We start from the raw sequence: 25,976 nt of genomic DNA on the forward strand, positions 1-25,976 counted from the left end.
AGGCATAAAAAAAGGCTTGATCCTTTTAGAATCAAGCCTTTCCGCCTTATATCACATCATATTCAGTCATATAAAACTAGGTATTTGGTGGAGGTGGCGGGAGTTGAACCCGCGTCCGCCAGCATTACGCTCGAGAATACTACATGCTTAGATATCGTCTACTATTTTAACTCTTTGTGACCCGACGAACAGGGTACAAATCGCGATCCTCTAAGTTTAGTACAAAGCCCCGAGGCTTGGCTTTATACGGACTTGTGTGCGTGCGCTTCAGTCGGACTCTCTAACCACAAGTATTCGGAGAGACGGACAAGCTACCCTTAGGCAGCTAGAGCGTATGATTCGTCGTTTGCGACTAAAAAATGCAAATTTGATTTACGAGAGAAAATGCGCTCTCGGCATGCATCTATGAGTTTCATCACCAGCGTCGAAGCCAGAAACACCCCCAAAGTACGCAGTAAGCATAGCACAAATATTTGATTTCATGATGCGTTTTTTTAAACATTTACACAACTTGATGCGCTTAATAGCATAATTGCGTTAGAATTTTGTTTTTCAAGCCGACATACAGAAAAAAATATGAGCTATTTACTTGCCCTCGATCAGGGAACGACCTCTAGTCGTGCAATTATTTTCAATGAACACGGAAAAGTTCAGGCAACAGCTCAACGTGAAACCCATATTCAAACGCCACATTCAGGATGGGTAGAACAAGATGCACAAGAAATTTGGGGTTCGCAAATTGCTGTTGTACAACAAGCGCTGGCAAATGCACGAATTTTAGCCAAAGACATTAAAGCCATTGGCCTTACTAATCAACGTGAAACTACTGTCGTTTGGGATAAACGTACAGGTAAGCCTCTAGCACCTGCTATTGTCTGGCAAGACCGTCGCGCAACAGATTGGTGCAATCAGCTACTTGATGAAAATCTGCATGACACGATTCACAAAAAAACAGGCCTTCGTATAGACCCTTATTTTAGTGCAGGCAAGCTGGTCTGGTTACTTGAAAATACTCAAGGCCTTCGTGATTTAGCGCATCAAGGTCATGTAGCTTTTGGCACCATAGACAGTTGGCTCATTTGGAATTTAACCCAAGGTGCAGAACATGTCATTGAGGCAAGTAATGCTTCACGCACCATGCTGATGAACCTACAGATGCAACAATGGGATGATGAGCTTCTGCAACGCTTTAATATCCCCGCGTCTATACTGCCTAAAATTATCAGCTCAGATACTTATGTTGCAGATACGGCCACTGGTTTACTGGGTGCAAATATTCCTATTACCGGTATTTTAGGTGATCAGCAATCGGCTTTATTTGGACAGTCTTGCTTTGAAGCAGGAACGGCTAAAAACACATATGGTACAGGTTGCTTCATGCTGTTTAATACAGGGCACGACGTTCAATATAGCCAAAATAAATTGCTGTCTACACTGGCTTGGCAAGCACAAGGTCAAACCACCTATGCCCTAGAAGGTAGTGTTTTTATGGCAGGTGCCATTGTGCAATGGTTGCGGGATGGTCTTGGTATCATTCAAAAAAGCAGTGATGTTGAAAAACTGGCCAGCCAAGTGAATGACACAGAAGGTGTAGTCTTAGTTCCCGCCTTTACAGGATTGGGTGCACCGCATTGGGACAGTGAAGCACGTGCCTTACTGTGCGGTATGTCACGCGGAACCAATAAAGCCCATATTGCCCGTGCTGCTTTAGAGTCTATTGCCTTTCAAGTATCCGACGTCCTCACAGCCATGCAATCTGATATTTCTAAACCGCTCAAAGAGCTCCGTGTCGATGGTGGAGCCAGCCAAAATGACATGCTAATGCAATTTCAGGCCGATATTTTAAATGTGCCTGTGCTACGACCTAAACTTTTAGAATCAACCGCTTGGGGTGCGGCAGCCATGGCTGGACTTAAATCTGGTATATTTTCTAACTTAGATGAAATTTCAGCATCTTGGCAATTGGAACGTGCGTTTGAACCTACCATGACGGACGATCAACGCGAGTATCATTTAAATCTTTGGCAATCTGCACTAAAACGTGCCAAATCTGATTTATAAATCTGAAAAGATGGACAATAAAAAACCGCTATATTTAGCGGTTTTTTATTGAGCCTTAATGCACGTGCTCACTACCACTCGCACCTATTTTCGGCTTAGGGCATAACCAGATAATCAGTGCGGCAAAAATAAATACCGCAGCCAAAATTAAAAACACATGATTGGCTGATAATGTTAATGCTTCTTTATCCACCAGACTTGAAATATAGCCCAATGCACCTTCAGAACTTACCCCTTTTTGTATGAGCGTCGCTTGGACATCATCGACATGTAATGTTCCAACCATCTCGCTTCGTGATAATTTGGCGTGATCATCCCAAATTGTCACTGCAAGTGATGCGCCAATTGCCCCTGCCATAGTCCGTAAAAAGTTCATTAGTCCTGCAGCTGAAGCCATTTCTTGAGGCAATACAGCAGACAAAGCCATACTGGATAATGGTATGAAGAAAAATGGTACAGCAAAGCCTTGTAAAATTTGTGGTAAGGCTAAAGCAAAAAAGTCTGCTTCTGTAGTCCAAAATGCCCGCATTAAAGTGACGCAACCTAACATACCTAAACCAAAACTGGCCAAAGCCCGTGGGTCATATTTGGTGGCAAGCTTGGCCACAATCGGTGACATCAATAGACTACCAAAACCCATCGTTGCAGTCAGATACCCTGCCCACGTGGCGGTATAACCCAAGTTAATCTGTACCCACTGCGGGATTAAGACAATGCTACCGAAAAATGCACCGAAGCCAAAAGCCAAAGCCAAAACTGAAATGGTGAAACTTCGATATCTAAAGATATGAATATTGACCACAGGATGCCGTTCTGTCAGCTCCCAAATGGTAAATATAATTAAACCCACCAATGCTGTCAGTGCTAACACCACAATAAACGGACTATTCAACCAATCCTGCTCATGGCCTAAATCTAACATTAGTTGCAAAGCACCAATCCATAGCACCAATAACAACAAGCCCCCCATATCAATTTTTAATTTGGTGGTTGCTGTTTCGGCAGGCTTTAATAGACGCATTGCGGCAATTGCACAGCCAATACCGACTGGAATATTAATAAAGAAAATCCAGTGCCAAGATAAGTTATCGCTAATAGCACCACCTAAAATTGGCCCTAAAATGGGACCAACCACAGTGGTCATGGCCCACATGCCCATGGCTTGAGATTGCTTTTCTGGTGGGAAAATACGCATTAGCAACATTTGGCTCAATGGCATAATCGGCCCGCCAAATAAGCCTTGCCCAATCCGACAAAACACCAACATTTCCAAACTGGTCGATAAACCACAAAAAATGGAGAAAACGGTAAAACCAATTAAACTAAAGATGAAGACTCGTACTCCACCAAAACGACCTGCTAGCCAGCCTGTAAGGGGCACACAAATTGCTTCGGCTACAGCATAAGAAGTAATGACCCAAGTACCTTGTGAGCTAGAAACTGCAAGGCTACCCGTAATATGAGGTACAGAAACATTGGCAATGGTCATGTCCAGCACCACCATAAAGTTGGCCAGTGCCAAAACAAAGGCAGCCAACATTAAGCGTCCACCTTTCAAATCACCATATGGTACGTAGTTATTCATAAGCAACTACTTCGATGAAAGGTTGATTTTCGCTTCCATAGATAAGCCGACGCGCAACGGGTGCTCAGCCAATTCTTTAGGATCGAGCCGAATACGTACAGGTAAACGCTGAACCACTTTAATCCAGTTACCTGTTGCATTCTGTGCAGGAATTAATGCAAAGGCAGAACCCGTCCCTCCTGAAAAGCCCACTACGCTACCGTGATATTCAACCCCATCACCGTACAAGTCGGAGGTTAATACCACTTTTTGACCAATACGAACGTTCTCTAGCTGACTTTCCTTAAAGTTGGCATCCACATATAACTGTGAAATAGGAACCACCACCATCAATACCATACCTGGTGCAACTCGTTGCCCCACTTGAATTTTACGACTGGTGACCACACCATCAAAAGGGGCTTTAATGTCCACTCGTTCTAAATCTAATAACGCCTGATTTAATTTTGCTTGTGCCACCAAAACATCTGGCGTAGAGTTTTCATTTGCGCCTTTAATTAACGCATCATTGGCAGCCAAACTACTTTGCGCTGCTTTTTGACTCGATTTTGCTTGCGCTAAACCCGCTTGAGTTAAATCATAGCCAGCTTGTGCATTATTTACGGCGCTTTGCGCAGTACTTAATTCTTCTTTAGAGATTGCACCTGAAACACTCAATTGTTGACGACGGTTTAGCTCATCTTTGGCTTTATCCAATTCTGCTTTCGCTTTTGCCACCTGCGCAATTGCGCTATGAATACCATCATCACTGACAAAAACTTGTGAATTTAACGCACTGCTATTGGCTTGAGTTTGCTTGTACTGACGCTGTGCTTTCACCAATTCTGCTTTGGCCTGCGCAACGGCAATTTCTGCATCGCGTGAATCGACCCGTACCAATACATCACCCTTTTTCACTGCATGGGTATCACTGACGAGTACATCTGCAACTTGGCCTGTAATCATCGAAGTAATTGATGCAGTTTCCGCACCGACATAGGCATTATCTGTACTGACACTGTCATTGAAAAATAATTGCCAAACTAAATAAATAGCCAGTGCAAGAACTAAAATAAAAGCCACAAAGCCCAAACTTTTTTTGCGCTTGGATTTAAGTTCCTGATCGCTAGGCTGGTCAGTATCTTGCAGATCTGGCAGGGTGTCTTGAGCATCTGTCATTGATTTTTCCTAAATCGAACAGACTTAGTCACCTAGCATCATCCCTGCAACAAAGGCAGCTTCGGACACTTATGTCCGCAATGATGTCGATGAAAAAGTCATTTTTTAAAATTTGATGCATTTTAAGGGTAGATAATCATCTTTTGAGAATATAAAATGTAACTGATCAGTCTTTTTTCAATTTATAGCACCTAATTCCCTGTAAATACTGCAAATTGTGTCGAATTATTATTGATTTAGCTTAAGCCAAACTTAATACGCATACGAAGCAATGGCTGTTGCTATGGCCTTGTCTTCATCGTTGACCATCGTCATGCGCATGGTGCATCCTTTACGACCTAAACGTAGTGTTTCTGCGCGCGCAATAAAGTATTTCCCTCGCCCAGGCGCTAAATAATCGACACGCATGTCGACCGTTGCCAAACGCGATACTTTTTGACTGGTTGCCATTAAATCTTCAGGTGCGGTGTTTTTATAAAGCTCAGCCATGGCAGAAATACCACCAATACTGTCTAAAAGTGTGGCCGCCACACCACCATGTAAAATCTGAAATGCCACATTCCCAATCAAGTTTTCAGCCATTGAAACATGCGCTTCAACCTGACCATCTACCACGCGCATTTGCATACCATTATGCAAATAAAACGGAGAGCTATTAAAGGCTTGGCAAATTTTTTCTAAGATCACATCAATTTCAACATGCGAGCCCGAACCAATATTGCCCGTCCAACTTTTTTCTGTACTGCTTGTCATCTATATGAGTTCCTACCGCAAAAAATCTATTACATTTCACCCAAAAGGTAAATCTAGGGCTACAATACCGCAAGTTTAATACTGATCTTTGAGATTGTTATGACCTATACGTTCAATCGTCCAGCATTTCCAGCCACTCGTATGCGCCGCATTCGTAAAAATGACCAACTTCGCGCCATGGTGCGTGAAACGCATCTCACGGCAGACCATCTCATTTATCCAGTCTTTGTTTTGCCAGGTCAAAACCAAACCCAAGATATTCCAAGTATGCCAAATATTCAGCGTTTATCTGCAGATTTACTGCTGAAAAAATCTGAACGTTTGCTTGAATTAGGGGTATCTAAACTTGCCTTGTTTCCTGTTACGCCACAAGAAGACAAAAGTTTAACCGCAGAAGCCGCTTGGCAGGAAGATGGTTTAGTTCAAAATACCCTACGTTTATTAAAAAAAGAATTGCCAGAAATGGTCCTCATTACAGATGGCGCTCTTGATCCCTATACCACACATGGTCAAGACGGCATTATTGATGACACAGGCTATGTGTTAAATGATGAAACGGTTGAATGTTTAATTAAACAAGCACTCAGCCATGCAGAAGCAGGCGCAGATGTGATTGCTCCAAGTGACATGATGGATGGCCGTATTGGCGCAATTCGTCAGGCTTTAGAAGCCAATGGTCATATTTATACCAATATTATGGCTTATTCAGCAAAATACGCATCTAGCTTCTACGGTCCTTTCCGCGATGCGGTCGGTTCTTCAAGCAATTTAAAAGGTGGCAACAAATACAACTACCAAATGGATATTGGCAACCGTGCAGAAGCCTTACATGAAATTGCCTTAGATATTCAAGAAGGTGCTGACATGGTGATTGTGAAACCTGGCATGCCCTATTTGGATATTGTCCGCGAAGTGAAAGATACTTTTGGCGTACCTACTTTTGTGTATCAAGTCAGTGGTGAATATGCCATGTTGGCCGGTGCCATTCAAAATGGTTGGTTGTCGGATGATGTGATTATTGAGTCGCTGATGAGTTGTCGTCGTGCAGGTGCTGATGGCATTTGGACGTATTTCGCAGAAGAAGCAGCGCTCAAACTTAAAGACATGAAATAAACGGATTGTAATCATTCAAAAATGAAAGTTGTTATCATTGGTGCAGGCATCAGCGGTTTATTGTCTGCACTCGAATTCGCTGAACAAGGCTGTTCTGTCATTATTTTTGATCAGCAACAGGCGGGGCAAGCCGCATCATGGGCGGGAGGCGGTATCCTCTCTCCCATGTATCCATGGCGCTATCCGCAAGCGGTCAATGCTTTAGCTAAACATGGCAAAGTGCTGTATCAGGCATGGAATGAAAAATTAAAACCTATTTCTGGTATAGATTTTGAAATTCATGAAACAGGCATGCTGATTTTTGATGAAGCTGATTTTGACCTTGGCTTAAATTATGCCAAACAATTTCAAGAACCGATGCAACACTGTGAATATCTACAACAAGAGCAGCTTAAACAGGTCAATCCGCGTATTTCAGCACAATTTAAACAAGCCATTTATTTCCCACAAATTGCCAATGTGCGTAATCCACGTCTTTTAAAATCAATTATCACCTATTTAAAACAACATCCACGGGTTCAATTTATTGAAAATACATGGGTTGAAAACTTTCAGATTAGAAATCAAAAGATTCAATCCGTTCAAACGCAAAATGGCCAAATATATGAAGCCGACCAATTTATTATTGCTACGGGCGCTTGGTCTGAACATTGGTCTACGCAACTAAGGTTTTCTATTCCAGTCACTCCCGTGCAAGGGCAAATGTTACTGTTCAAAGCACCTGAACACTGGTTACCGACCATGTGCATGAATAATGTGATGTATTTAATTCCACGTACAGATGGTCATATTGTTTGTGGTTCCAGTATGAATCATCTTGGTTTTGATAAACGTCCATCGACCCAAACCCAACAGGATATTTATAAAGCCAGTATTGCAATGGTGCCTGAGCTAGAAAATTTTCCAGTGGTCAAGCAATGGGCAGGCTTAAGACCAAGCTCACCAACAGGTGTGCCTTATATTGGTAAAATGCCGAATTTAGAAAATTTGTGGGCCAATTTTGGTCATTATCGTAACGGTTTATGTATGGGCCCTGCCTCAGCACAACTACTCCGTCAATTAGTTTTAAACCAACCCACAATAGTCTCACCCGACGCTTATGACCCAATAAAACTCTTACAGTCAGAAGTAGAAAATGCGGTTTAAAATACTCAAAAATGAATATTAAAATGGCTTCCATCATTAAAAAATGAAGCCATTTTTACAGGTTTTTCATCAAAGAATAAAAAGTGCCTAACCCAACAAATTGGCTAAAGCTTCTTTTAAGGTGGGATATTTAAAGCTAAAACCTGCTTCAGTCAGCGCCTGTGGTTTCACATATTGACCATTTAAAACCAGTTGCGACTGCTCGCCTAATATACATTTAAAAACAAATGCAGGCATGTTTAGCAAAGGATGTTTCTTTAATTGTTGCGCGGCCAAGATCGAAAATTGGACTTGGGTTACCCGCTCTGGTGCCGTTAAATTAAATACATTGGACTGGGTCTGCTTGGTCATTAGAAACTCAATAGCACTGAGTACATCTTGAATATGCACCCAAACCACCGGTTGCCGTCCATGTCCAATTTTACCGACTAAATTAAGCCGAATCGGCATTAACATTTGTGGCAAAATTCCGCCTTTTGCAGACAATACAATGCCTAAACGAATAATTTTAGTGTTCTGATGTGGAAATTGTAGTGCAGAAGCTTCCCATTGCTGACACAATTCCGACTGAAAAATAAGCTGATAGGGTGAGTATTCCGTACAAGCATTCAACCATTTTTCTTCAGCATCAATACCGTAATAACCCACTGCTGAACCTGAAATAATACATTTGGGTTGAATACGACGCCGTTCTAAATAACGATACAAATTTGTAGTGGTTTCAACGCGACTTTGTATGAGCTGTTGTTTGCGTTGCTCTGTCCAACGCCCTTTACCAATACTTTCACCTGCCAAGTTTATAACATAATCAATTCTGTCGGTTTTTAGCTCATCCAGTTGCTGAATCCACAGCATATCTGGATGATTCGATAATCGAGTACTTTGCCGACTCAAACCAACAACTGCATAATCTTTAGACAGTAAATATTGAATTAAGCGTGTGCCAATAAAGCCACTTGCTCCTGTAATTAACACCCGTTCTTTCTGCATGGCATTGAACTCTTATTTTAAAAACAATCTACATTATCTATAAAATAAGATGGTTTTTTATTCAAGTTTAATTCGCCCCAAACATTTTCTGCGCCATGCGACGTGCCTGTGGGCCATAAAACCAATAGGTTAGTAAATATAAAGGAATCGCAATTAACAACACCATAATCAGTACAACAGTCAAAAACTGCGGCTGTTTTAAATATAAAAGGAAATTCTGCCAAATTTCAGGATCGTTATAAGCAAAAAAGGCAATGCCTAATATTTGAAAAGCAACGTTGTAACCCCAAAAAATTAGAGTAAAGCCTAAAGTCATTTTTTTACGTTCCGCTTGTGTCGGCGCACGCTGATTTCGTTTTAAAAATATAAAAAGTACCCATACCATGGTAACAATATAAGGCACTGCTGTTAAAACACCGCCTACGCCTGTTGGCAACACAGCAGCCAACACACCGCAAAGACAAGTCAGCACAAAACAAATTAAAAAAAAGATTAGAAAATAACGTTTTAAAGACATCTGAGCGATGACCCTATAAAAAGATTATGACCAGTATAAAAAAAAATGAATATTTTTTCAGTTTATTGTCAACCAATGTGAAACTGTATGCGTTATATAGAGTACAAGGTCTGTAGCAACCGATGATTTGTACTGGCATCCACAATGTTTCGGTGACCTTTTACTTAAAGCAATAAGCTTCGTTTCAGATTTAAGTTTTGAACAGCAGCCAAAACCTAAATTTGAAACAGATTTTTTGACCGGCGAATTCACCATCACTCGAATCGCCGGTCTTTTATTTTCTGTAGCCATACTTTTTGCACAACTAAAAATCTCAAGACATTAAGCATCAAAAATCTATTCACTCAAAAAGTCCTAGAAGGCTTTGCATTCTTTTACGACTGTGCTAAATCTGCTACATAACGGTTACGCCCCAAATTTTTCGCTTGGTACAAATTGGCATCCGCTAAACTTAAAAAGTTCATTTGACCTCTTTCTTCGGTCGGCAAAATACATTTCACCCCTAAACTTAAGGTCAGCTGATGCGAAACTGGAGATGCCTTGTGCGGTAAAGCAGCAACCTTAACCGTCCGCTGAATATTGTCTGCCACCTGTATCGCATTTTCTAAATTGGTTTCAGGCAAAATGATCACAAACTCTTCTCCACCATACCGTGCCACTAAATCCCGTGGCCGTGCGCAGCAGCTTTCCAACAACTGTGCAATCTGCTGAATACAGGCATCACCAACAATATGGCCATTCACATCGTTATATTGTTTAAAATAATCAATGTCCGCAATAATTAAAGACAGTGGCTTTTGCACCCGAATTGAATTCAGCCATTCACGCGAATAATATTCATCAAATAAGCGACGGTTCGCGACACCAGTTAAACCATCCTTATAAGAATACTCTTCAAGTTTTCGTTGCATGGCTTTCATTCGGTCTTCTTGACGCTTACGCGCAGAAATATCAAACATAAAGCCGACTAAGCTATCTACCTCGCCGTTAGGCTTACGCACCACATGTACGACATCGCGAATCCACGTATATTCACCATTGGCTTTCAAAGCCCGATAGTCCGCCTCATGATCCAGCCCTGCAATAGATTGAGAAACGCAATAATTAAAAACATTATCACGGTCATCCTCATGCATACGGTCAACCCAGTCATGCACGGTCTGCCATGAATCTTGTGACCAGCCCAGTAGCTTTTCAATCTGTGGCCCGATATAGCTAAAAGATTTTGTTTCCCAATCAATACTCCATGGAATAGCTAAAGTCGACTCAATGAGTGTTTTATAAATCCTGTTATTCGACAATTCTTCAGAATCAAAATGATGGTTGATCATAACGTTGCCCCAGCCCTGTGATACAGTCTTTGCAAAACTATTTACGCTTCTGATATTTACAATCAGAACAGTTTTTTTATCTGCTCATCATTCACATATGAGCCACCCTGACTTAGGCATTTAGAAATGGAATGCCCAAAACAATTAGTATATTTTTCATACAATACAACAACATTATTTCATAACTGCTGACTTAAAGGAATACCTTAATTTATTGCACAAAAGAAATGACAAACCAAAGCATATCCAGCAACTCAAGAGGATGATATATAAAGGTTTTTAAGCACCAGACCAAGCATGGGCCGCTGATAAATTATTTAAAAGGCGTACAATGAATCCACTCTACTATTTTAAAATCCAATCACCAAACCCTGCTCGTAAAATTGGGTTTTACAGCCATGTTTTGGCTGAAATCTCATTAAATTGAAGCCTTACCTATACAGTACTATCAAATTTAAACTGCAACAACGCATGACGGACGATTAGCAGGACCAGCACCGATTCCGCCAATATATTGTGATACAAATGCATTTACCTGTTCTTTTGAAGTGGAAAACTTTGATGTCACCACAGAAAAAATATTAGCACACAGCGGTCAAGTTACCATGGAAAGGTTTGCTCTTCCCAACAAGTGCTGGCAGGACTATTTCATCGATCAAGATTACAATACACTTGGCTTGCTTCAAGTCGGTGCATATGCGTAATCAAAGCTCTAAACCGCCTATCTACAAAGCAATTCAAGACTCATTCTGTATTTCCAAAAACAAAACGTCTCTGGTATTAAATCGCATCTAAACTAGCGCTTTCCATTATTATGCTCATTTTATCTGACTAAAATATGCTAAGTTAAATAGCGTAATTTCAACACTTTGGTTCAGCATGACGGTTCGCTTTTTTCATACTTCAGATTGGCATTTAGGGCAGTTTTTCTATAACCATTCCCGTCATTATGAACATAAACAATTTTTGGGATGGTTACTGCAACAAATTAAACTCAAACAACCGCACGCCCTACTTATTGCTGGCGATATTTTTGATGTCATTAACCCTGCATCAGCTGCCCAAAAACAGTTATATCAATTTTTAGCCGATGCACATGATTTAGCACCGCATATGCAAACCCTCATGATTGCAGGTAATCATGACTCTGGTTATCGCATTGAACAAGTTGAACCATTATTAGAAAAATACAATGCCAAAACCATTGGGGTGATTCATAAAAATGCCGAAGGTCAGCTCGATTTAGACCGTTTGATGTTGCCAATTTATGATGAAAATAAAAATATTGTGGCATGGTGTTTGGCCCTGCCCTTTTTACGCCCTGCAGAAATTACAGGTATCAATGAGCAAACAACCAACAGCCAAACCGCTATTGCCTATTTACATCAGCAACTAATTGCAGAAGCGAAAAAAAGGAAAAAACCAGAGCAAGCACTTATTTTGATGTCACATGCACATATGCAAGGTGGGGAAACCTCAGATTCCGAACGGCCTATTATTATTGGCAATGAAGAAGCGCTTTCTACAGCCTTATTTGATGATGCAATTGATTACGTCGCGTTAGGGCATTTACATAAACCCCAAAAAGTGGGACAAGAACATATTCGCTATAGTGGTTCACCTATTCCCTTGTCTTTTAGTGAAATTAACTATAAACATCAAGTGGTCGATGTCACGCTTAATCCCAATCAAAGCGATACATCCCGCTATCAATTTGAAGCTATTGGCATTCCTCGTAGTATTCATTTGCACAAAATTAAAGGCGAATTAAATGACGTATTTACTCAACTAAAAGCCTTACCACATGGCGAAATTAGCAATATTGACCATCGTGAATATATTGATATTGAATACCATACCTTGACCCCACCGCAGCCAAACTTACGTCAACAACTTGAAGACGCCTTGCCTAAAAACCGATATAGATTAGTACGCATTTCACGCCAATATTTAGCCACTGAACAGCAAGGTGAAGCCCATGCACAAACATCTTTAGAACCACCTACCCCTGAAAAGTTATTCCAACAAATTTGGGATAAAAATGGCTATTCAACTGATGACGCTGTATTAAAAGATTTTCTGAGCCTGATTCAAGATGCTGAAAAATCACTTGAAGATGAACAGCATAATTAAGGATTTGCCATGAAAATTTTATCAATACGACTAAAAAATTTGGCATCTCTTGCGGGTGAGCATTTTATCGATTTTGAGTCTGAGCCTTTGGCTTCGGCTGGTTTAATTGCCATTGTCGGAAAAACAGGTGCGGGTAAATCGACCATTTTAGATGCCATGTGCCTTGCCTTATTTAATAAAATTCCACGTTTAAAAGACAGCGACGGTAAACTACAAGACGTAGATGGTTCCGAGCTTTTAACCAATTCTCCTTTAACTGTGTTACGACGTGGCACAGCGCATGGTTTCGCAGAAATTACCTTTGTCGCACAAGATCAAAAATGCTATTTGGCGCGTTGGGAACTCAAACGTTCACGTGAAAAAGCCGATGGTAAATTACAAAGTGTGCAACGTTATTTAAAGTGCCTCACCGATGGCGTGGTTGTTGCAGACAAGGCCAAGGCTGTAGATGCCAGTATTCTTAAAATTACGCAATTGAGCTTTGAACAATTCACCCGTGCTGTACTTTTGGCGCAATCTGAAGTGACAGCATTTTTAAAAGCGCGTGACAATGAACGTGGTGAATTACTTGAATATTTGACCAATTCTTCAATTTTTGGAAAAATTGGCCAATTGGCATATGAAAAAACCAAACAAATCATCAATCAACGTAAAGAACTTGAAAATGTACTGGGTCATATCGAAATTTTGTCTGATGAACAAATAACTGAATTATCCAATCAATTTCAACAGGTAGAAGCCGATTATAAAAAGTTAGAGACTCAAAAAATACAATTAGACAAACAACAGCAATGGTTTGAGCGAAAGCAAAAACTGGATAGCGAAATCATTCTCAAACAACAATTTGTAGATACACAGCTCAAAGCCCAACAAGATATAGCCCCAGAACGTGAACGTTTAAATCGCTTAAATCTATTTTCGAGTATTCGTCCTAGTGTGTATCAACAGCAACAATTGCTTAAGACTAAACAGCAACTTGCGCCACAAATTCAACAGCAACAACAGCTTTTTAATAACATACAAAATTTATTTAAAACTGAACAATCCAACTTCACCCAAGCTGAAACCGCTGTCAATGAATTGCAGAAATTTGAAAGTACACACTTTGAAGCAATCAATCAGGTACGCCATTGCAATACTGAGCGTGATCGGATTGGGATAGAATTTAAAAATATTCAGGCAAAATTGAATGAATGCAAATACGCTAAACAACCGTTACTAAAGCAACAATTTGCACTTGAACAACTGCTTCAACAAACTTCCGGACAACGGTCGAATTTAAGTCAGCAACTTGCAGAAACACAGCAGTTTAGCAGTCTAGATAAAGGCCTCTCTGCACATTTACAACAACTTGAAAAATTTATTCAACACTATCAAAACATTGAAAATCAATTGGGAAGTTTAGCCCAAGCTGAAAGTAAATTAACCACGCACAAAGCTCAACTGCAACACGCTATTGATCAATTTGGAACGCTTGAACAACTTGAAAACCAAATAGAACAAATGCGTCAGCACCGTGATTTAAAAATCAATCAACGCAATCAATTGGATGTCATTCAACAAAACCTAACACAACTTTTTGACTTACAAACCGAATTGCAACAAGGTCAAGACACGTTAAAAATCACATCTGCTCAATTTCAACAGCTGGAAAAAAATACTTTCAATACTGAGCAAGATTTCCAATTTGCCAAAGACGCTCATCTAAAACTACAAGAAATTTTGCAACAACAACGCTTACTTCATGCTGAAAATATTGAACATTTACGCACAGAACTGCAAGACAATGAACCTTGTTTAGTCTGCGGTAGCACCTCGCATCCGTATAAGGTGAATGATTCTGCCGTATCTAAAGCCCTCTTTGAATTGCAACAGCAACAAGAGCAGCAAGCGAACATTAAAGAACAAGAATGTTTTAAAATTTGGCAACAGTCGCAAAACAATCTGACCAAACTCAATACAGAATTGGAACAACTTAAATCCGCCATTCAACATAATGTTGATAAAGTTGCAACTATTCAAAAAGTATTACAAGAACAAACTAAAACGGCAGATATTGAACTCAATTTCATGCAATCATCCGCTGAAATTACGGCGCAATTTCAGCAAATTAAACTGCACTATCAGCTCGATATTCAACAGTTTGAAACTCAATCGAATCAATGGATGCAAAGCATTAAACATCAACAGCAATTGATGCAAGACATTCAACAAGCCGAACATTTAATTCAAACCGCACAAAATTTACAGAGCCAAGTTCAACATCTTGTGAACTGTCTAAATGATGCTGAAAAAATACAATGGCAACAGCAAAGTGTGGTGAGTGCCCAAAAAGTTTTTTCCCAATTAAATCATCGTTCACAACAACTCGAGCAGTTTGAACAATTATCTAAGCAATTGGATAGAATGAATCAAGAACTGCATACACTGAAACTCAATCTTGAAAATACTAATCAGCACATTAGTGACACAACTCAAAGCCTGAATGACATCAAACTCAAGGGACAGCAGAACACTGAAACGGCTTATCATTTAATTCAACAGATGACCGGTTTAACCGATGTAAAGCCGAACGAATGGTTAAACCAACATGATAGAAATCGTCAGCAGATGCAGAGCCACTTCCAACAACTGAAACAAAGTTTTGAGCAACTGCGTACCCAATTTGATCAAGAAAAAAATCAGCTAGAGCAGCTTAACGTCCAGTTACAGCAAAATCAGAACAGTACCAATCAGGTGAACCATGACATTCAGCAGTGGCTGATTCAGCATGCAGATTTTCAGCCTCAAGATTTAGAACAGTTGGCGCAAATTAGCCCTATTCAAGAGCAGCAAATTCGTCAGCAATTGCAAAATGCTGAGCGACTGTTGAATGAAGCCAGCGCTGCGCTCAAAACCATGCAAGAGCAACTACATGAACATCTTGCGCACCAATCTGAAATTGATTTAGCACAGTTACAACAACTGATTTTAGACAATGTTACGTTGCTAAAAGTACAACAAGACCTTCGAGATCAACTGAAACTTAAACTTGAGTTACATCAACAAAATTTAGCTAAGCAAAACCAATTTTCCGAACAAATTAAAACCATACAAACAGAAGAACACCGTTGGGGCAAAATTTCAGGATTAATGGGTGATGCCACAGGGAAAAAATTCCGTGATTATGCACAGCAATATAATTTAGATATTTTACTGGAATATGCTAATCAACAATTGGCAATGCTGTCTCAGCGCTACACCTTAAAGCGTTTAGAAAACTCGCTAAGTTTAGCCATTATTGATCATGACATGGACGGAGAGACTCGCTCCGTGGCATCGCTCTCTGGCGGAGAGTCCTTTCTTACAGCCCTTGCCCTGTCTTTGGCCATTGCCAATATGGCATCAGGTTCAATGAAAATAGAATCTTTATTTATTGATGAAGGTTTCGGCACACTCGATGCATCTTCACTGCATATGGTGATGAACGCACTCGATCAATTGCAGAATCAAGGCCGTAAAGTAGTGCTCATTTCACATATTCAAGATATGCATGAACGTATACCTGTACAGATTCAGGTTCGCCCTTTAGGCGCGGGTGCCAGTACTATTGAAATTGTCAGCTAATACAAAAAAGCCTAGATCATTCTCTAGACTTTTGACATTCTTAGATAAATATTGACCATGGGTTATGAGATTTGGCGTAAAGTTAAAATCTGCTCACTCCGTCCAAATGGCCCATCAATATCATGTAGAACTGAACTTGTTAAACCAATACCATCTGCACCATACTGTTGAATTGTTTCTAAACCCAACCACTCTCCTTGAGGCAAACGGTGCAAATGAATTTGTAAATCTAGGTTTGGAAAACCCCAAGTAAACGGCCAACTTTGTCTAGAAACAACCCCATTGGCAGTATCAACCATCCCCATTAAACGCACAAAATCTGAAGTCGTCTGACCTTCGACCATATCATGCACTGTGTTCAGCCATACAACCCCTTGCCCTTCACGACGCTCATGACTTCTGGCTTGAATGGACTGAATATAACCACCCGGCCATTGACGAATTCCTTCCCAAATCGGCGCATTTTCTGGCCCCAAAACCTGCTGATCTTCTAAACCTTGTATGGACTTGCTATTTTGTACCATCATGCGCCATGTCCGCGCGACAATACAGCTCTTGCCCTGCGCTTTCATTTCAGACTCAATCAGTTCAATGGTTTTACCTGAACGAATGACTTTGGTACTAATGGTAAATTCACCTGCTGGAATTAAGCCTAAAATATCTAAACTGATTCGACCAATACGCATTTCATTTCGAGGAGAAAATTGCTCTAGCTCTGCACAGATAATTCCTGTCGCTGGCGCCATGTGTTGCTCATGTTCATTCCATGCCCCTTGCGCCAAAATAGTGGATCGATAATGTGCAGTTACCATACCTGTCACATCTGTATTTCGTTCTATCAGCTGATAATAAGCCGTCATAGCCCTTCCCTATATTTGATCCATACTGTATTTCTAGTACACGTTATTCCTTTATGCTGTTCTTTTTGTACTCAACTTTAGTGGAAAGTTCAATTTTAAAAGCAAAAACTGAACCCTTAGGTTCAGTTTTCAATACTTTAAATAAAGCTTATACAACTTTATTGTGAATAATCACGTGCCCCAAATAATGCACTTCCTACACGTACCATTGTTGAGCCTGCAGTAATAGCCTCAGACATATCTGCCGACATACCCATGCTTAACGTATCCCAATCTTCAGGATGTGCATGTTGTGATTTAACAGTATCAAATAAAGCTTTCGCATCAAAAAAAGCTTGAGGATGATTTGGCGCAGGAATCACCATCAAACCACGTAATTTCAAATGGGGGAATCGACTGATATTTTTAACTAAATCCGCAACGTCTTCTGGCTGACAGCCATCTTTACTATCTTGCGCATCAATATTGACTTGAAGACAAATATTCAGTGCTCTTTGAGATGCTTCGCGTTGGCCAGATAAGCGCTCTGCAATAATCAGACGGTCAACACCATGTACCCATGCAAATTTTTCAGCCAAGTGCTTGGTTTTATTCCGTTGTACATGACCGATAAAATGCCACTCAATGTCTAAATCCGACAAGGCTTCAATTTTTTCTAAAGATTCCTGTAAATAATTTTCACCAAATGCACGCTGTCCTGCAACGTACATTTCACGAAGCATTTCACTCGGATGTGTCTTCGACACTGCCAGTAACTGTACAGATTTTACATCACGTCCAGCCTGTTGGCATACCTGCTGAATTTGATGCAAAACCTGCTCTCTTGCTTCTTGAAGTGTATTCATTGACGAGTTTCTCATTTCATTCATCTTTTTTTCCTTTGCCCTTCAACTAACAGTTGGTTAAGCTGAGGGAAAGCCTTATTATTCTATCAAAATAATTAAGATTTAGACGCTCTCGGGGATATTATGGATATTACAGAATTATTAGCATTTTCTGCTAAAAATGGTGCATCAGATTTACACTTATCAGCAGGTATGCCACCAATGATTCGTGTAGATGGCGAAGTTCGTCGTATTAACTTACCATCATTAGAACATAAAGAAGTTCACAAGCTGGTTTATGACATCATGAACGATAAACAGCGTCGTGATTTTGAAGAAAAATTGGAAACTGACTTTTCATTTGAAGTTCCTGGTGTAGCCCGTTTCCGTGTCAACGCATTTAACCAGAACCGTGGTGCAGGTGCCGTTTTCCGTACCATTCCATCGACAGTACTTTCTCTGGAAGACTTAGGCATGGGACAAATCTTCAAAGATATTTGTGAATTCCCACGTGGAATTGTTCTGGTAACAGGCCCTACAGGTTCAGGTAAATCAACAACGCTTGCCGCCATGATTGACTATATTAACGATAACCGTTATGACCATATTTTAACGGTCGAAGACCCGATTGAGTTTGTACACAATTCAAAAAAATGCCTGATTAACCAACGTGAAGTACATCGCCATACTCATGGCTTTAACGAAGCATTACGTTCTGCACTCCGTGAAGATCCAGACATTATTTTAGTCGGTGAGATGCGTGACCTTGAAACTATTCGCCTAGCACTGACTGCTGCTGAAACGGGTCACTTGGTGTTTGGTACACTACATACCACCTCTGCGGCCAAAACCATTGACCGTGTGATTGACGTATTCCCTGCCGAAGAAAAAGATATGGTTCGCGCCATGTTGTCAGAATCTTTACAAGCCGTTATTTCACAAACCCTATTAAAGAAAAATGGCGGAGGCCGTGTGGCAGCCCATGAAATTATGATCGGGATTCCAGCTATTCGTAACTTGATTCGTGAAAACAAAGTTGCGCAAATGTATTCAGCAATTCAAACGGGTGCAAACTACGGAATGACGACGCTCGATCAAAGCTTAAAAACATTAGTGTCGAAAGGAATTATTAGCCCTCAAGTTGCACGTACTGCAGCCAAACAACCTGAATCATTCCTATAAACACAATGTCGCGATTGGGGATAACTTATGGACTTTAATGGCTTACTCGACTACATGGTCGAAAAAAAGGCATCTGATTTATTTATTACTGCCGATGTCGAACCATCAATAAAAATTAACGGCACCATCTTGCCAATTGGCTCGACCAAGCTTCCGGGTGCAACCGTTGGACAGCTGGTACATTCGATTATGTCGGATAAACAGCGCAAAGAATTTGCAGATACCCGCGAATGTAACTTTGCCATCATGAATAAAGATCATACATCACGTTTCCGTGTGAGTGCCTTTCAACAACGCGATCAACCGGGTATGGTCTTGCGTCGGATTGAAACTGTCATTCCAACGATGGATGAATTAAAACTTCCACCGATTCTAAAAGAATTGGCCATGACCAAACGTGGCATTATTATTTTTGTAGGTGCAACGGGTACAGGTAAGTCTACATCTTTGGCTTCAATTATTGGTTTTCGTAATGAAAATACCCATGGTCATATTATTACCATTGAAGACCCGATTGAGTTTATTCATGAACACAAAGGCTGCATTATTACGCAACGCGAAGTGGGCATTGACACAGATTCATTTGAAGTTGCATTAAAAAATACCCTGCGCCAAGCACCGGATGTTATTTTGATTGGTGAGATTCGCTCGCGTGAAACGATGGATTACGCAATTGCCTTTGCTGAAACGGGTCACTTGGTTTTTGCAACCCTGCACGCCAACAACGCCAACCAAGCCATTGACCGAATTATTCACTTTTTTGAAGCAGACCGACATGGCCAATTATTCATGGATTTGTCGCTGAACTTAAAAGCAATGGTCGCTCAGCAGTTGATTCCAACACCTGATGGTAGTGGTCGTCGTGCTGCCATTGAAATTTTAATCAACTCTCCTTTAATTTCAGACCTCATCCGTAAAGGTGAAGTCCATGAAATTAAAGACTTAATGAAACGTTCACGTGAATTGGGCATGCAAACCTTTGACCAAGCCTTATTTGACTTGTATAAAGCCAAGCAAATTACCTACAAAGATGCACTAAAACACGCCGACTCACCAAATGACTTACGTCTACAAATTAAACTGTCTGAAGAAGGTGGCGAGCATTTATTACGTGCCAACTCCAACATCACCTTTGATGGACAGTCCTAATCATCGGCTAAATTTAAGCGTTAAAAAAAAACAGGCTTCATATGAAGCCTGTTTTTTTTGCGTAAATAATGATTTATATTTTTAAATCATTATTTTTTACGATACACATCCTGACATTCTTGTGAATCGCAATAACCATATAAATTCAATGAATGACCAGTTAAAGCAAAACCGTATTTTTTTGCAACTTCATGCTGTTCATGTTCAATGGTGTCATTGGTAAATTCAACAACTTTATTACAATTGTGACATACAATATGGTCGTGGTGATCTTCTTGCATAATTTCAAAAACAGAATGATTGTTTTCAAAATGATGACGCTGAATAATACCTGCAGCTTCAAACTGTGTTAACACACGGTACACAGTTGCTAAACCGACATCTTCACCTTGCTCAAGTAAAGTCTTGTAGATATCTTCCGCGCTTAAATGATGTTGTCTTGAATTTTCTAATAATTCCAATATTTTAATTCGTGGAAGCGTAACTTTAAGTCCAGCTTTACGTAAATCTTGGTTTGATATAGCCATGAAAAAAGGTCTCTCAACAAATCTAAAGTTGGAATATGCAACAAACTTTAGATGCAGTATGATCTATCCTTGGATCAAATGCATCATAATTAATTTGGGATAGTGTAGCAAAATGCAAAAAATCATGCTGACGTTATTCGTCACTTCATTGCTCGTAGGCTGTTCAACTTTAGGCGTTTATAAAGTTGATATTCCTCAAGGAACACCATTAACACAAGCGCAAGCATCAAAAATCCAAGCCGGCATGAGCTTCCAACAAGTCCGCTTTTTGCTAGGCAGTCCAACCATTTCAGATCCAATGAATCCATTGCGCTGGGACTATGTTTACAACTATACCCCAGGTACTTATGCTAAAAAAGCAAAAATCCCTGCAGTCAGCGGTCAGCATTTAAAAATTTACTTTAATCAACAAGGCATTGTAGAAAAGGTTGAAGGGTTGGAAACTATTCCTCAATCTCAACCAGGGTTACCAGGTTCTAAAGAAGCAATTCTAACCGCGCCCCCACTATAGTCAGTTTAATATAAAAAGGAACCCCTCATTGAGGGGTTTTTTTGATGGCTTCAATTATTTAAAGCGATTTCCCTTACTTAAGCGCCCAACGGGATTATTGATTGCACGTTTACGGCGAATATCTTTCGGATTAATGGTTAAAGGTCGATAAATCTCAACGCGATCTCCAACCAACAATACCTGTTGCAAATTTTGCAAACGGACACCAAAAATTCCAACTTGAAGCGTTTCTGCTAAAGGAGTGAGTTGACTGATACCACTTTGTTCAATTGCATCTAATGCAGTCATACCAATTGTAAATGGCACGGCAATATGAAATTGTTGATCTACCCCTGCATAGGCCACCCAAACCTGAGCTTGCGTCATTAGAACAATTTTCCAAGTACAGCAATCATTGCAAGCACAATCGCGACTGGCAAGATCACACGTACAGCAATACGCCAAATGTTATAAAAAACTTCGTGACTAAAATTCATTGATTTACGTAGGTGACTAATTTTCATAATCCAACCTGCAAAAACGGCATAAATGAGACAAATCACCAAGCCCCACAACACAAGCAGAATATTAAAAATCGGGCCGATTTGTGGAATTTCCCAAACCAATACAGCGACCAATAAAATAGCCCACTGTATTAGCACAGCCAATTGTCTTTGTTGTAACTGCTCGCGGGCCATATTTAACATGAACCCTGTTGCCATAACCGTCGCAAAAATTAAAGCATATGCAGAAATATTGGCTTTTACAGCAAAGAAGCCAAAAGCCACCACAGCTAAAAGTTGTGCAATCCAAATAGGTAAGGCCATTTTTGTAACGGAATCTTGTTGATTCAGCACAGCCAAGCTACTTTGCCAATAAAGGCCCAAGCCTAAACCACTGGCAACCAAAGCCAATACGGTTGCGCTTCCCCATTCACTAAACTCAAGCGGTGTAACTTTCCATTCAGATAATGCAGTTCCAGTGGTTTGGGCTAAAATTAAAGAGCCCAGTACCCCAACTGCGGTCAAAACCACAGTATATTGGCGGGGAATAAAAGATACTGCAAAAGCCACCACAGCCAAAATAGCAAATACAATTGTGGGTGTAACGCTAGGAAGTACAGAAATATTCAAGAGATGTGCAGAATTTGAAAGCATTCCTCCGACCAGAAAAGGAATAAAAACAGCTCCGAACCAACCCGCCAAACGCCATTTAGAAGACGCATCTGCGTCTCGTGTCAAATTTGATAATGCTTGCAATGCTGTAGTTTTGGAGCGTTTTGCTAAAGCAATCTCTAAATAACACACAGGCAATGCTAAAATTAACATTGCGCCGAGCCAGAGTAGCCAAAAATCTAACTGGCGGTCAATTTGAATTCCCGTTATTGGTGCAAGTGTTGCGATTACAATAAACGATAAACAAAAAGCCATCAGAGGCGATAACCATTTTGGCATAGCATTGTCCTGCATGATGCATTCCTTTTTAAAATCTAGCGCTATTTTGCCTTGCTCAACGCTGAAAATCAAAAACAAAAAAGCAAACCACCATAACAGTGATTTGCTGCGCAAATTTATAAGAATATTTTAATTTTTTTATCTCGCTTAGTCTTATTTTATAAAGAAAAACTTATGAGAAAAAACGGGCGAACCAATTTTTACCTGTTTTCTTTTCTTTCTCTTTAATAATCCCCATCATATTTTCTTTCACCGCGCCGACATAATCTGCATCATCGTGTTGAATATGATTAATAAGCCATTTTGAAAGCACTTCATGTAATTCAGATTCAATTGCATGACCCATTTCGAAACGGTCGCGATAAGATTCAATTTTCTTAATAAATAAATCATGTACACGCTTATGCGGTACGCGATATTTATAACCTGCTTCCTCTTGAAGAGATTCTTCAAAAGTAAAATGTGACTGCGTATAATCAATAATATTATCAAGAATCTGCTTAACACGATCACGTTCTAAATTCGCATTAATTCCATCAATTTCATTAATGTAATCCAGAATTCGTTTGTGTTGATCATCAATCACATCGATACCCGTATTATATTCTGGAACCCATTGCATTTTCATTACGACCCCTAACAATATAAAAGACATATCACTTTAAATGAATGATATAGACAATTGAGCTAAATAAAAATGAAGTGAATTACTCGGGTTTAAGCAAAAATCTACATATTTGTTATATGCTGTTGTTTTAAATGTATAAAACAATTTAAACCAACCATAAAGCTAAGATATTATTTAATCAATTCAATAATTTATAAATTGACCAAGAACACAATAGTTGCCTCAAAAGCTGAAAATATCAACTAAAAACCAACCGCAACCATTACATGTTTCAACTTAATATTGGTCAGCCTTCGTTATTCGTTTAAGTGAAGGATCATGTTTTTCTCGTTCTAAACGCGCCACTTGTGTCAATCCTTGACGGATTGGACGACCATGCTGAAAAAGTATCATTTCGCCAGCTTGAAATGCCGTCCAAACTTCATTTTGAGTGAGCGGTTCTGTGGTAATCACCGCGACACGATCTTCCGGCGTGGTCAACTCACTAAAGTCGACTTCTACATCTAGGTCAATTAACTGTGCAGGTTGAAATGGAAATTCGCGTACCAACCAATGCAATTTAGTAATGGCATAGGCAAATAAAGCTTGACCATTCGACAAGCAAAAATTAAAAGTACCATGCTCCGCAATTTGCGGTGAAATTTCTAACAGAACATCAAAAACTTGATCCAACGTGGGTTCTACGTACCCAAAGCGCTTTACCAACTGTTCCAGTAAATAACAAAAAGCCAATTCACTGTCGGTATTCCCTACAGGTGTAAAACGCCCCACCAACTCAGGTTTAAAATTGTGTAAGTCACCATTGTGCGCAAAAATCCACTGACGTCCCCACAGTTCACGACTAAAAGGATGTGAGTTTTCCAGATTGATTTTACCCTGTGTTGCTTTACGAATATGTGCGATAACATTACGTGATTTGATCGGATAATTACGAATAAATTCTGCAATTGGTGATTCAACTGCTGATTGATTATCGGCAAACAAACGGCAGGCTTTATCTTCAAAAAACGCAATACCAAAACCATCACAGTGATCTGAGGTAATTCCTGCTCGCTGTGAAAAGCCTCGGAAAGAAAAGGTAATATCCGTAGGTGTCGCGCAATTCATTCCAAGCAACTGGCACATAACTCATCATCTTTTTTTAATCGGCATCAAAGCTATTCTGCATGACTCCTTCCACCATTTCAAACGGGAAAATCAGCGTTTCTTATGATTTTTAACAAATTGGCACGGTTTTTTTTCTGCAAAATAAATTTTTTCGTCCGTTAGCTCATTTCTAAATACACAGCAAACAACTTGGAGATACGCTCATCTTACTGAAAATGATATTGCAGATAAGGCCGTTCAAATGCTTGCTGAGACTATATAGGGTAGCTAGAGCGCTGTAGGAAGGTATTGCATTGTATTGATGCCTATATAAGCTCATGCTTCATTACCTTGCATGCGAATAAACAATGTCGATGACATTTGAATGACGTTTGGCTCATCTATATAGAATTTAAGGCATAAAAAAAGCCCCATTATGATGAGGCTTTTTTAAAATATAGACTGTCTTTAATTAAGCTTTTTTCACATTGCTACGATTGGTAATTAACGTTCCAACCCCATGATCTGTAAAAATTTCCAGTAAAGTTGCATGTGGCACACGACCATCAACAATATGCGCACTAACCACACCGCCTTTTACAGCATCTAGAGCACAACCTACTTTAGGAATCATGCCACCGTAAATCACACCCGTTTCAATTAAACGGTCAACTTCTTGCGTACTTAAACCCGTCAGCAATTTTTTGTTTTCGTCTAAAACACCGGTGATATTGGTCAGCAAAATTAATTTCTCTGCACCTAATGCTTCTGCAACTTTACCTGCAACCAAGTCCGCATTAATGTTGTAGGTATTGCCTTCATCATCAACACCCAAAGGTGCAATCACGGGAATGAAATCGCTTTGTGTAAACATTTCTAAAACGTCAGTTTTCACACCGACCACTTCACCGACAAGACCCAGATCAATTTCTTGTACTGTGCCGTCTTCAGCGGTTTTATACATCAACAGTTTTTGTGCACGTAACAAATTACCGTCTTTACCCGTCAAACCAATGGCACGACCACCATGTTGATTGATGAGATTGACAATTGATTTATTAACACTACCGCCCAACACCATTTCAACCACTTCCATGGTTGCAGCATCCGTCACACGCATGCCATCAATACGGTCAGATTCGCGACCCAACTGTTTTAAGAATGAATCGACTTGTGGACCACCACCGTGAACGACAATCGGATTCAAACCTACAGTTTTCAATAATACGATGTCGCGTGCAAACGAACTTTCCAACTCGGGATCAGTCATTGCATTGCCACCATACTTAACAACCAGCGTCTTGCCCGAAAATCTTTGAATATACGGCAAAGCTTCTGTCAAAATTTGTGCTTTGTCGATGCCAGTATGCTGATGTGGCATTC

22 protein-coding genes, 1 other RNA gene and 1 pseudogene are annotated in these 25,976 nt (G+C 40.1%); 9 read left to right on the forward strand and 15 right to left on the reverse strand.

Translation table 11 applies throughout. The features are described 5' to 3' along the window. Positions 1 to 85: 85 nt before the first annotated feature. Positions 86 to 444: a transfer-messenger RNA gene (gene ssrA, locus BBP83_RS06110) on the reverse strand. Positions 445 to 576: 132 nt separating this feature from the next. Between ssrA and glpK the strand changes: the two genes are divergently transcribed. Beyond that, the gene (gene glpK, locus BBP83_RS06115) at positions 577 to 2,061 is read left to right on the forward strand and encodes a glycerol kinase GlpK (RefSeq protein ID WP_068886530.1); all 1,485 of its coding nucleotides are present in this window, start codon (positions 577 to 579) and stop codon (positions 2,059 to 2,061) included. A 55-nt stretch (positions 2,062 to 2,116) separates the two neighbouring features. Here glpK and BBP83_RS06120 read toward each other — a convergent pair whose 3' ends face one another. From BBP83_RS06120 to BBP83_RS06130, 3 genes are all read right to left on the reverse strand, one after another. Continuing rightward, the gene (locus BBP83_RS06120; protein ID WP_068886532.1) at positions 2,117 to 3,646 is read right to left on the reverse strand and encodes a DHA2 family efflux MFS transporter permease subunit; all 1,530 of its coding nucleotides are present in this window, start codon (positions 3,644 to 3,646) and stop codon (positions 2,117 to 2,119) included. Between the two features lie 6 nt (positions 3,647 to 3,652). Further along, complete coding sequence (locus tag BBP83_RS06125; protein WP_068886534.1) at positions 3,653 to 4,804, reverse strand: HlyD family secretion protein; 1,152 nt, start codon at positions 4,802 to 4,804, stop codon at positions 3,653 to 3,655. A 252-nt stretch (positions 4,805 to 5,056) separates the two neighbouring features. After that, positions 5,057 to 5,557: a thioesterase family protein gene (locus tag BBP83_RS06130; RefSeq protein ID WP_068886536.1), complete on the reverse strand. Its 501-nt coding sequence runs from the start codon at positions 5,555 to 5,557 to the stop codon at positions 5,057 to 5,059. A gap of 99 nt (positions 5,558 to 5,656) precedes the next feature. On the opposite strand from BBP83_RS06130, the gene hemB reads away from it, so the two are divergent. Next, a complete protein-coding gene (gene hemB / locus BBP83_RS06135; protein WP_068886539.1) occupies positions 5,657 to 6,670 on the forward strand; it encodes a porphobilinogen synthase in 1,014 nt (337 codons plus the stop codon). Positions 6,671 to 6,691: 21 nt separating this feature from the next. After that, positions 6,692 to 7,816, forward strand: coding sequence for a glycine oxidase ThiO (gene thiO / locus BBP83_RS06140; protein ID WP_068886541.1), 1,125 nt, complete (start codon positions 6,692 to 6,694; stop codon positions 7,814 to 7,816). Between the two features lie 87 nt (positions 7,817 to 7,903). Here thiO and BBP83_RS06145 read toward each other — a convergent pair whose 3' ends face one another. The 3 genes from BBP83_RS06145 to BBP83_RS06155 all read right to left on the reverse strand — a co-directional run bounded on the left by BBP83_RS06145 (position 7,904) and on the right by BBP83_RS06155 (position 10,654). Beyond that, positions 7,904 to 8,806, reverse strand: coding sequence for a TIGR01777 family oxidoreductase (locus BBP83_RS06145; RefSeq protein ID WP_068886543.1), 903 nt, complete (start codon positions 8,804 to 8,806; stop codon positions 7,904 to 7,906). A gap of 67 nt (positions 8,807 to 8,873) precedes the next feature. Beyond that, positions 8,874 to 9,323: an ABZJ_00895 family protein gene (locus tag BBP83_RS06150; RefSeq protein ID WP_068886545.1), complete on the reverse strand. Its 450-nt coding sequence runs from the start codon at positions 9,321 to 9,323 to the stop codon at positions 8,874 to 8,876. 374 nt (positions 9,324 to 9,697) lie between these two features. Next, positions 9,698 to 10,654 carry a sensor domain-containing diguanylate cyclase gene (locus BBP83_RS06155; RefSeq protein WP_068886547.1) on the reverse strand — a complete coding sequence of 319 codons (957 nt, stop codon included), beginning with the start codon at positions 10,652 to 10,654 and terminating at the stop codon, positions 9,698 to 9,700. A gap of 331 nt (positions 10,655 to 10,985) precedes the next feature. On the opposite strand from BBP83_RS06155, the pseudogene BBP83_RS15465 reads away from it, so the two are divergent. The 3 genes and pseudogenes from BBP83_RS15465 (at position 10,986) to BBP83_RS06165 (ending at position 16,393) form a co-directional block, all read left to right on the forward strand. Continuing rightward, positions 10,986 to 11,358: pseudogene (locus BBP83_RS15465) on the forward strand (VOC family protein). A gap of 175 nt (positions 11,359 to 11,533) precedes the next feature. Beyond that, positions 11,534 to 12,787 (forward strand): exonuclease SbcCD subunit D C-terminal domain-containing protein, encoded by a 1,254-nt coding sequence (locus BBP83_RS06160; RefSeq protein WP_068886549.1) that lies wholly within the window; start codon positions 11,534 to 11,536, stop codon positions 12,785 to 12,787. Positions 12,788 to 12,796: 9 nt separating this feature from the next. Further along, positions 12,797 to 16,393: an AAA family ATPase gene (locus BBP83_RS06165; protein WP_068886551.1), complete on the forward strand. Its 3,597-nt coding sequence runs from the start codon at positions 12,797 to 12,799 to the stop codon at positions 16,391 to 16,393. A 62-nt stretch (positions 16,394 to 16,455) separates the two neighbouring features. On the opposite strand, the gene BBP83_RS06170 is transcribed toward BBP83_RS06165, so the two are convergent. Then, on the reverse strand, positions 16,456 to 17,253 hold the full coding sequence (locus BBP83_RS06170) for a thioesterase family protein (protein ID WP_068886553.1): 798 nt from the start codon (positions 17,251 to 17,253) through the stop codon (positions 16,456 to 16,458). Positions 17,254 to 17,411: 158 nt separating this feature from the next. Continuing rightward, on the reverse strand, positions 17,412 to 18,098 hold the full coding sequence (locus BBP83_RS06175) for a YggS family pyridoxal phosphate-dependent enzyme (protein ID WP_068886555.1): 687 nt from the start codon (positions 18,096 to 18,098) through the stop codon (positions 17,412 to 17,414). A gap of 123 nt (positions 18,099 to 18,221) precedes the next feature. Between BBP83_RS06175 and BBP83_RS06180 the strand changes: the two genes are divergently transcribed. Next, complete coding sequence (locus tag BBP83_RS06180; RefSeq protein ID WP_068886557.1) at positions 18,222 to 19,259, forward strand: type IV pilus twitching motility protein PilT; 1,038 nt, start codon at positions 18,222 to 18,224, stop codon at positions 19,257 to 19,259. Positions 19,260 to 19,286: 27 nt separating this feature from the next. After that, entirely contained in the window at positions 19,287 to 20,408 is a 1,122-nt protein-coding gene (locus BBP83_RS06185) for a PilT/PilU family type 4a pilus ATPase (RefSeq protein WP_068886559.1), read from the forward strand. Positions 20,409 to 20,497: 89 nt separating this feature from the next. Here BBP83_RS06185 and fur read toward each other — a convergent pair whose 3' ends face one another. Next, positions 20,498 to 20,935 carry a ferric iron uptake transcriptional regulator gene (fur, locus tag BBP83_RS06190; protein WP_068886561.1) on the reverse strand — a complete coding sequence of 146 codons (438 nt, stop codon included), beginning with the start codon at positions 20,933 to 20,935 and terminating at the stop codon, positions 20,498 to 20,500. 112 nt (positions 20,936 to 21,047) lie between these two features. Between fur and BBP83_RS06195 the strand changes: the two genes are divergently transcribed. Next, the gene (locus tag BBP83_RS06195) at positions 21,048 to 21,446 is read left to right on the forward strand and encodes an outer membrane protein assembly factor BamE (RefSeq protein WP_068886563.1); all 399 of its coding nucleotides are present in this window, start codon (positions 21,048 to 21,050) and stop codon (positions 21,444 to 21,446) included. Positions 21,447 to 21,500: 54 nt separating this feature from the next. On the opposite strand, the gene BBP83_RS06200 is transcribed toward BBP83_RS06195, so the two are convergent. From BBP83_RS06200 to argB, 5 genes are all read right to left on the reverse strand, one after another. Continuing rightward, entirely contained in the window at positions 21,501 to 21,812 is a 312-nt protein-coding gene (locus tag BBP83_RS06200) for an RnfH family protein (RefSeq protein WP_068886566.1), read from the reverse strand. Beyond that, the gene (locus tag BBP83_RS06205) at positions 21,812 to 22,894 is read right to left on the reverse strand and encodes a hypothetical protein (RefSeq protein WP_068886568.1); all 1,083 of its coding nucleotides are present in this window, start codon (positions 22,892 to 22,894) and stop codon (positions 21,812 to 21,814) included. Before BBP83_RS06205 ends, BBP83_RS06200 begins: the two co-directional genes overlap by 1 nt. A 157-nt stretch (positions 22,895 to 23,051) precedes the next feature. Next, positions 23,052 to 23,507 carry a bacteriohemerythrin gene (locus BBP83_RS06210; RefSeq protein ID WP_068886570.1) on the reverse strand — a complete coding sequence of 152 codons (456 nt, stop codon included), beginning with the start codon at positions 23,505 to 23,507 and terminating at the stop codon, positions 23,052 to 23,054. Positions 23,508 to 23,783: 276 nt separating this feature from the next. Continuing rightward, positions 23,784 to 24,632 carry a class II glutamine amidotransferase gene (locus tag BBP83_RS06215; protein ID WP_068886572.1) on the reverse strand — a complete coding sequence of 283 codons (849 nt, stop codon included), beginning with the start codon at positions 24,630 to 24,632 and terminating at the stop codon, positions 23,784 to 23,786. A gap of 433 nt (positions 24,633 to 25,065) precedes the next feature. Continuing rightward, positions 25,066 to 25,974, reverse strand: coding sequence for an acetylglutamate kinase (gene argB / locus BBP83_RS06220; RefSeq protein WP_068886574.1), 909 nt, complete (start codon positions 25,972 to 25,974; stop codon positions 25,066 to 25,068). Between the last annotated feature and the right edge of the window lie 2 nt (positions 25,975 to 25,976).

Source organism: Acinetobacter celticus, assembly GCF_001707755.1.
Taxonomy (GTDB): domain Bacteria; phylum Pseudomonadota; class Gammaproteobacteria; order Pseudomonadales; family Moraxellaceae; genus Acinetobacter; species Acinetobacter celticus.

Bases quoted from the DNA above. Each gene is read 5' to 3' on its own strand.
- glpK (WP_068886530.1), top strand. From the start codon at position 577: ATGAGCTATTTACTTGCCCTCGATCAGGGAACGACCTCTAGTCGTGCA.
- BBP83_RS06120 (WP_068886532.1), bottom strand. From the start codon at position 3,646: ATGAATAACTACGTACCATATGGTGATTTGAAAGGTGGACGCTTAATG.
- BBP83_RS06125 (WP_068886534.1), bottom strand. From the start codon at position 4,804: ATGACAGATGCTCAAGACACCCTGCCAGATCTGCAAGATACTGACCAG.
- BBP83_RS06130 (WP_068886536.1), bottom strand. From the start codon at position 5,557: ATGACAAGCAGTACAGAAAAAAGTTGGACGGGCAATATTGGTTCGGGC.
- hemB (WP_068886539.1), top strand. From the start codon at position 5,657: ATGACCTATACGTTCAATCGTCCAGCATTTCCAGCCACTCGTATGCGC.
- thiO (WP_068886541.1), top strand. From the start codon at position 6,692: ATGAAAGTTGTTATCATTGGTGCAGGCATCAGCGGTTTATTGTCTGCA.
- BBP83_RS06145 (WP_068886543.1), bottom strand. From the start codon at position 8,806: ATGCAGAAAGAACGGGTGTTAATTACAGGAGCAAGTGGCTTTATTGGC.
- BBP83_RS06150 (WP_068886545.1), bottom strand. From the start codon at position 9,323: ATGTCTTTAAAACGTTATTTTCTAATCTTTTTTTTAATTTGTTTTGTG.
- BBP83_RS06155 (WP_068886547.1), bottom strand. From the start codon at position 10,654: ATGATCAACCATCATTTTGATTCTGAAGAATTGTCGAATAACAGGATT.
- BBP83_RS06160 (WP_068886549.1), top strand. From the start codon at position 11,534: ATGACGGTTCGCTTTTTTCATACTTCAGATTGGCATTTAGGGCAGTTT.
- BBP83_RS06165 (WP_068886551.1), top strand. From the start codon at position 12,797: ATGAAAATTTTATCAATACGACTAAAAAATTTGGCATCTCTTGCGGGT.
- BBP83_RS06170 (WP_068886553.1), bottom strand. From the start codon at position 17,253: ATGACGGCTTATTATCAGCTGATAGAACGAAATACAGATGTGACAGGT.
- BBP83_RS06175 (WP_068886555.1), bottom strand. From the start codon at position 18,098: ATGAATACACTTCAAGAAGCAAGAGAGCAGGTTTTGCATCAAATTCAG.
- BBP83_RS06180 (WP_068886557.1), top strand. From the start codon at position 18,222: ATGGATATTACAGAATTATTAGCATTTTCTGCTAAAAATGGTGCATCA.
- BBP83_RS06185 (WP_068886559.1), top strand. From the start codon at position 19,287: ATGGACTTTAATGGCTTACTCGACTACATGGTCGAAAAAAAGGCATCT.
- fur (WP_068886561.1), bottom strand. From the start codon at position 20,935: ATGGCTATATCAAACCAAGATTTACGTAAAGCTGGACTTAAAGTTACG.
- BBP83_RS06195 (WP_068886563.1), top strand. From the start codon at position 21,048: ATGCAAAAAATCATGCTGACGTTATTCGTCACTTCATTGCTCGTAGGC.
- BBP83_RS06200 (WP_068886566.1), bottom strand. From the start codon at position 21,812: ATGACGCAAGCTCAGGTTTGGGTGGCCTATGCAGGGGTAGATCAACAA.
- BBP83_RS06205 (WP_068886568.1), bottom strand. From the start codon at position 22,894: ATGCAGGACAATGCTATGCCAAAATGGTTATCGCCTCTGATGGCTTTT.
- BBP83_RS06210 (WP_068886570.1), bottom strand. From the start codon at position 23,507: ATGAAAATGCAATGGGTTCCAGAATATAATACGGGTATCGATGTGATT.
- BBP83_RS06215 (WP_068886572.1), bottom strand. From the start codon at position 24,632: ATGTGCCAGTTGCTTGGAATGAATTGCGCGACACCTACGGATATTACC.
- argB (WP_068886574.1), bottom strand. From the start codon at position 25,974: ATGCCACATCAGCATACTGGCATCGACAAAGCACAAATTTTGACAGAA.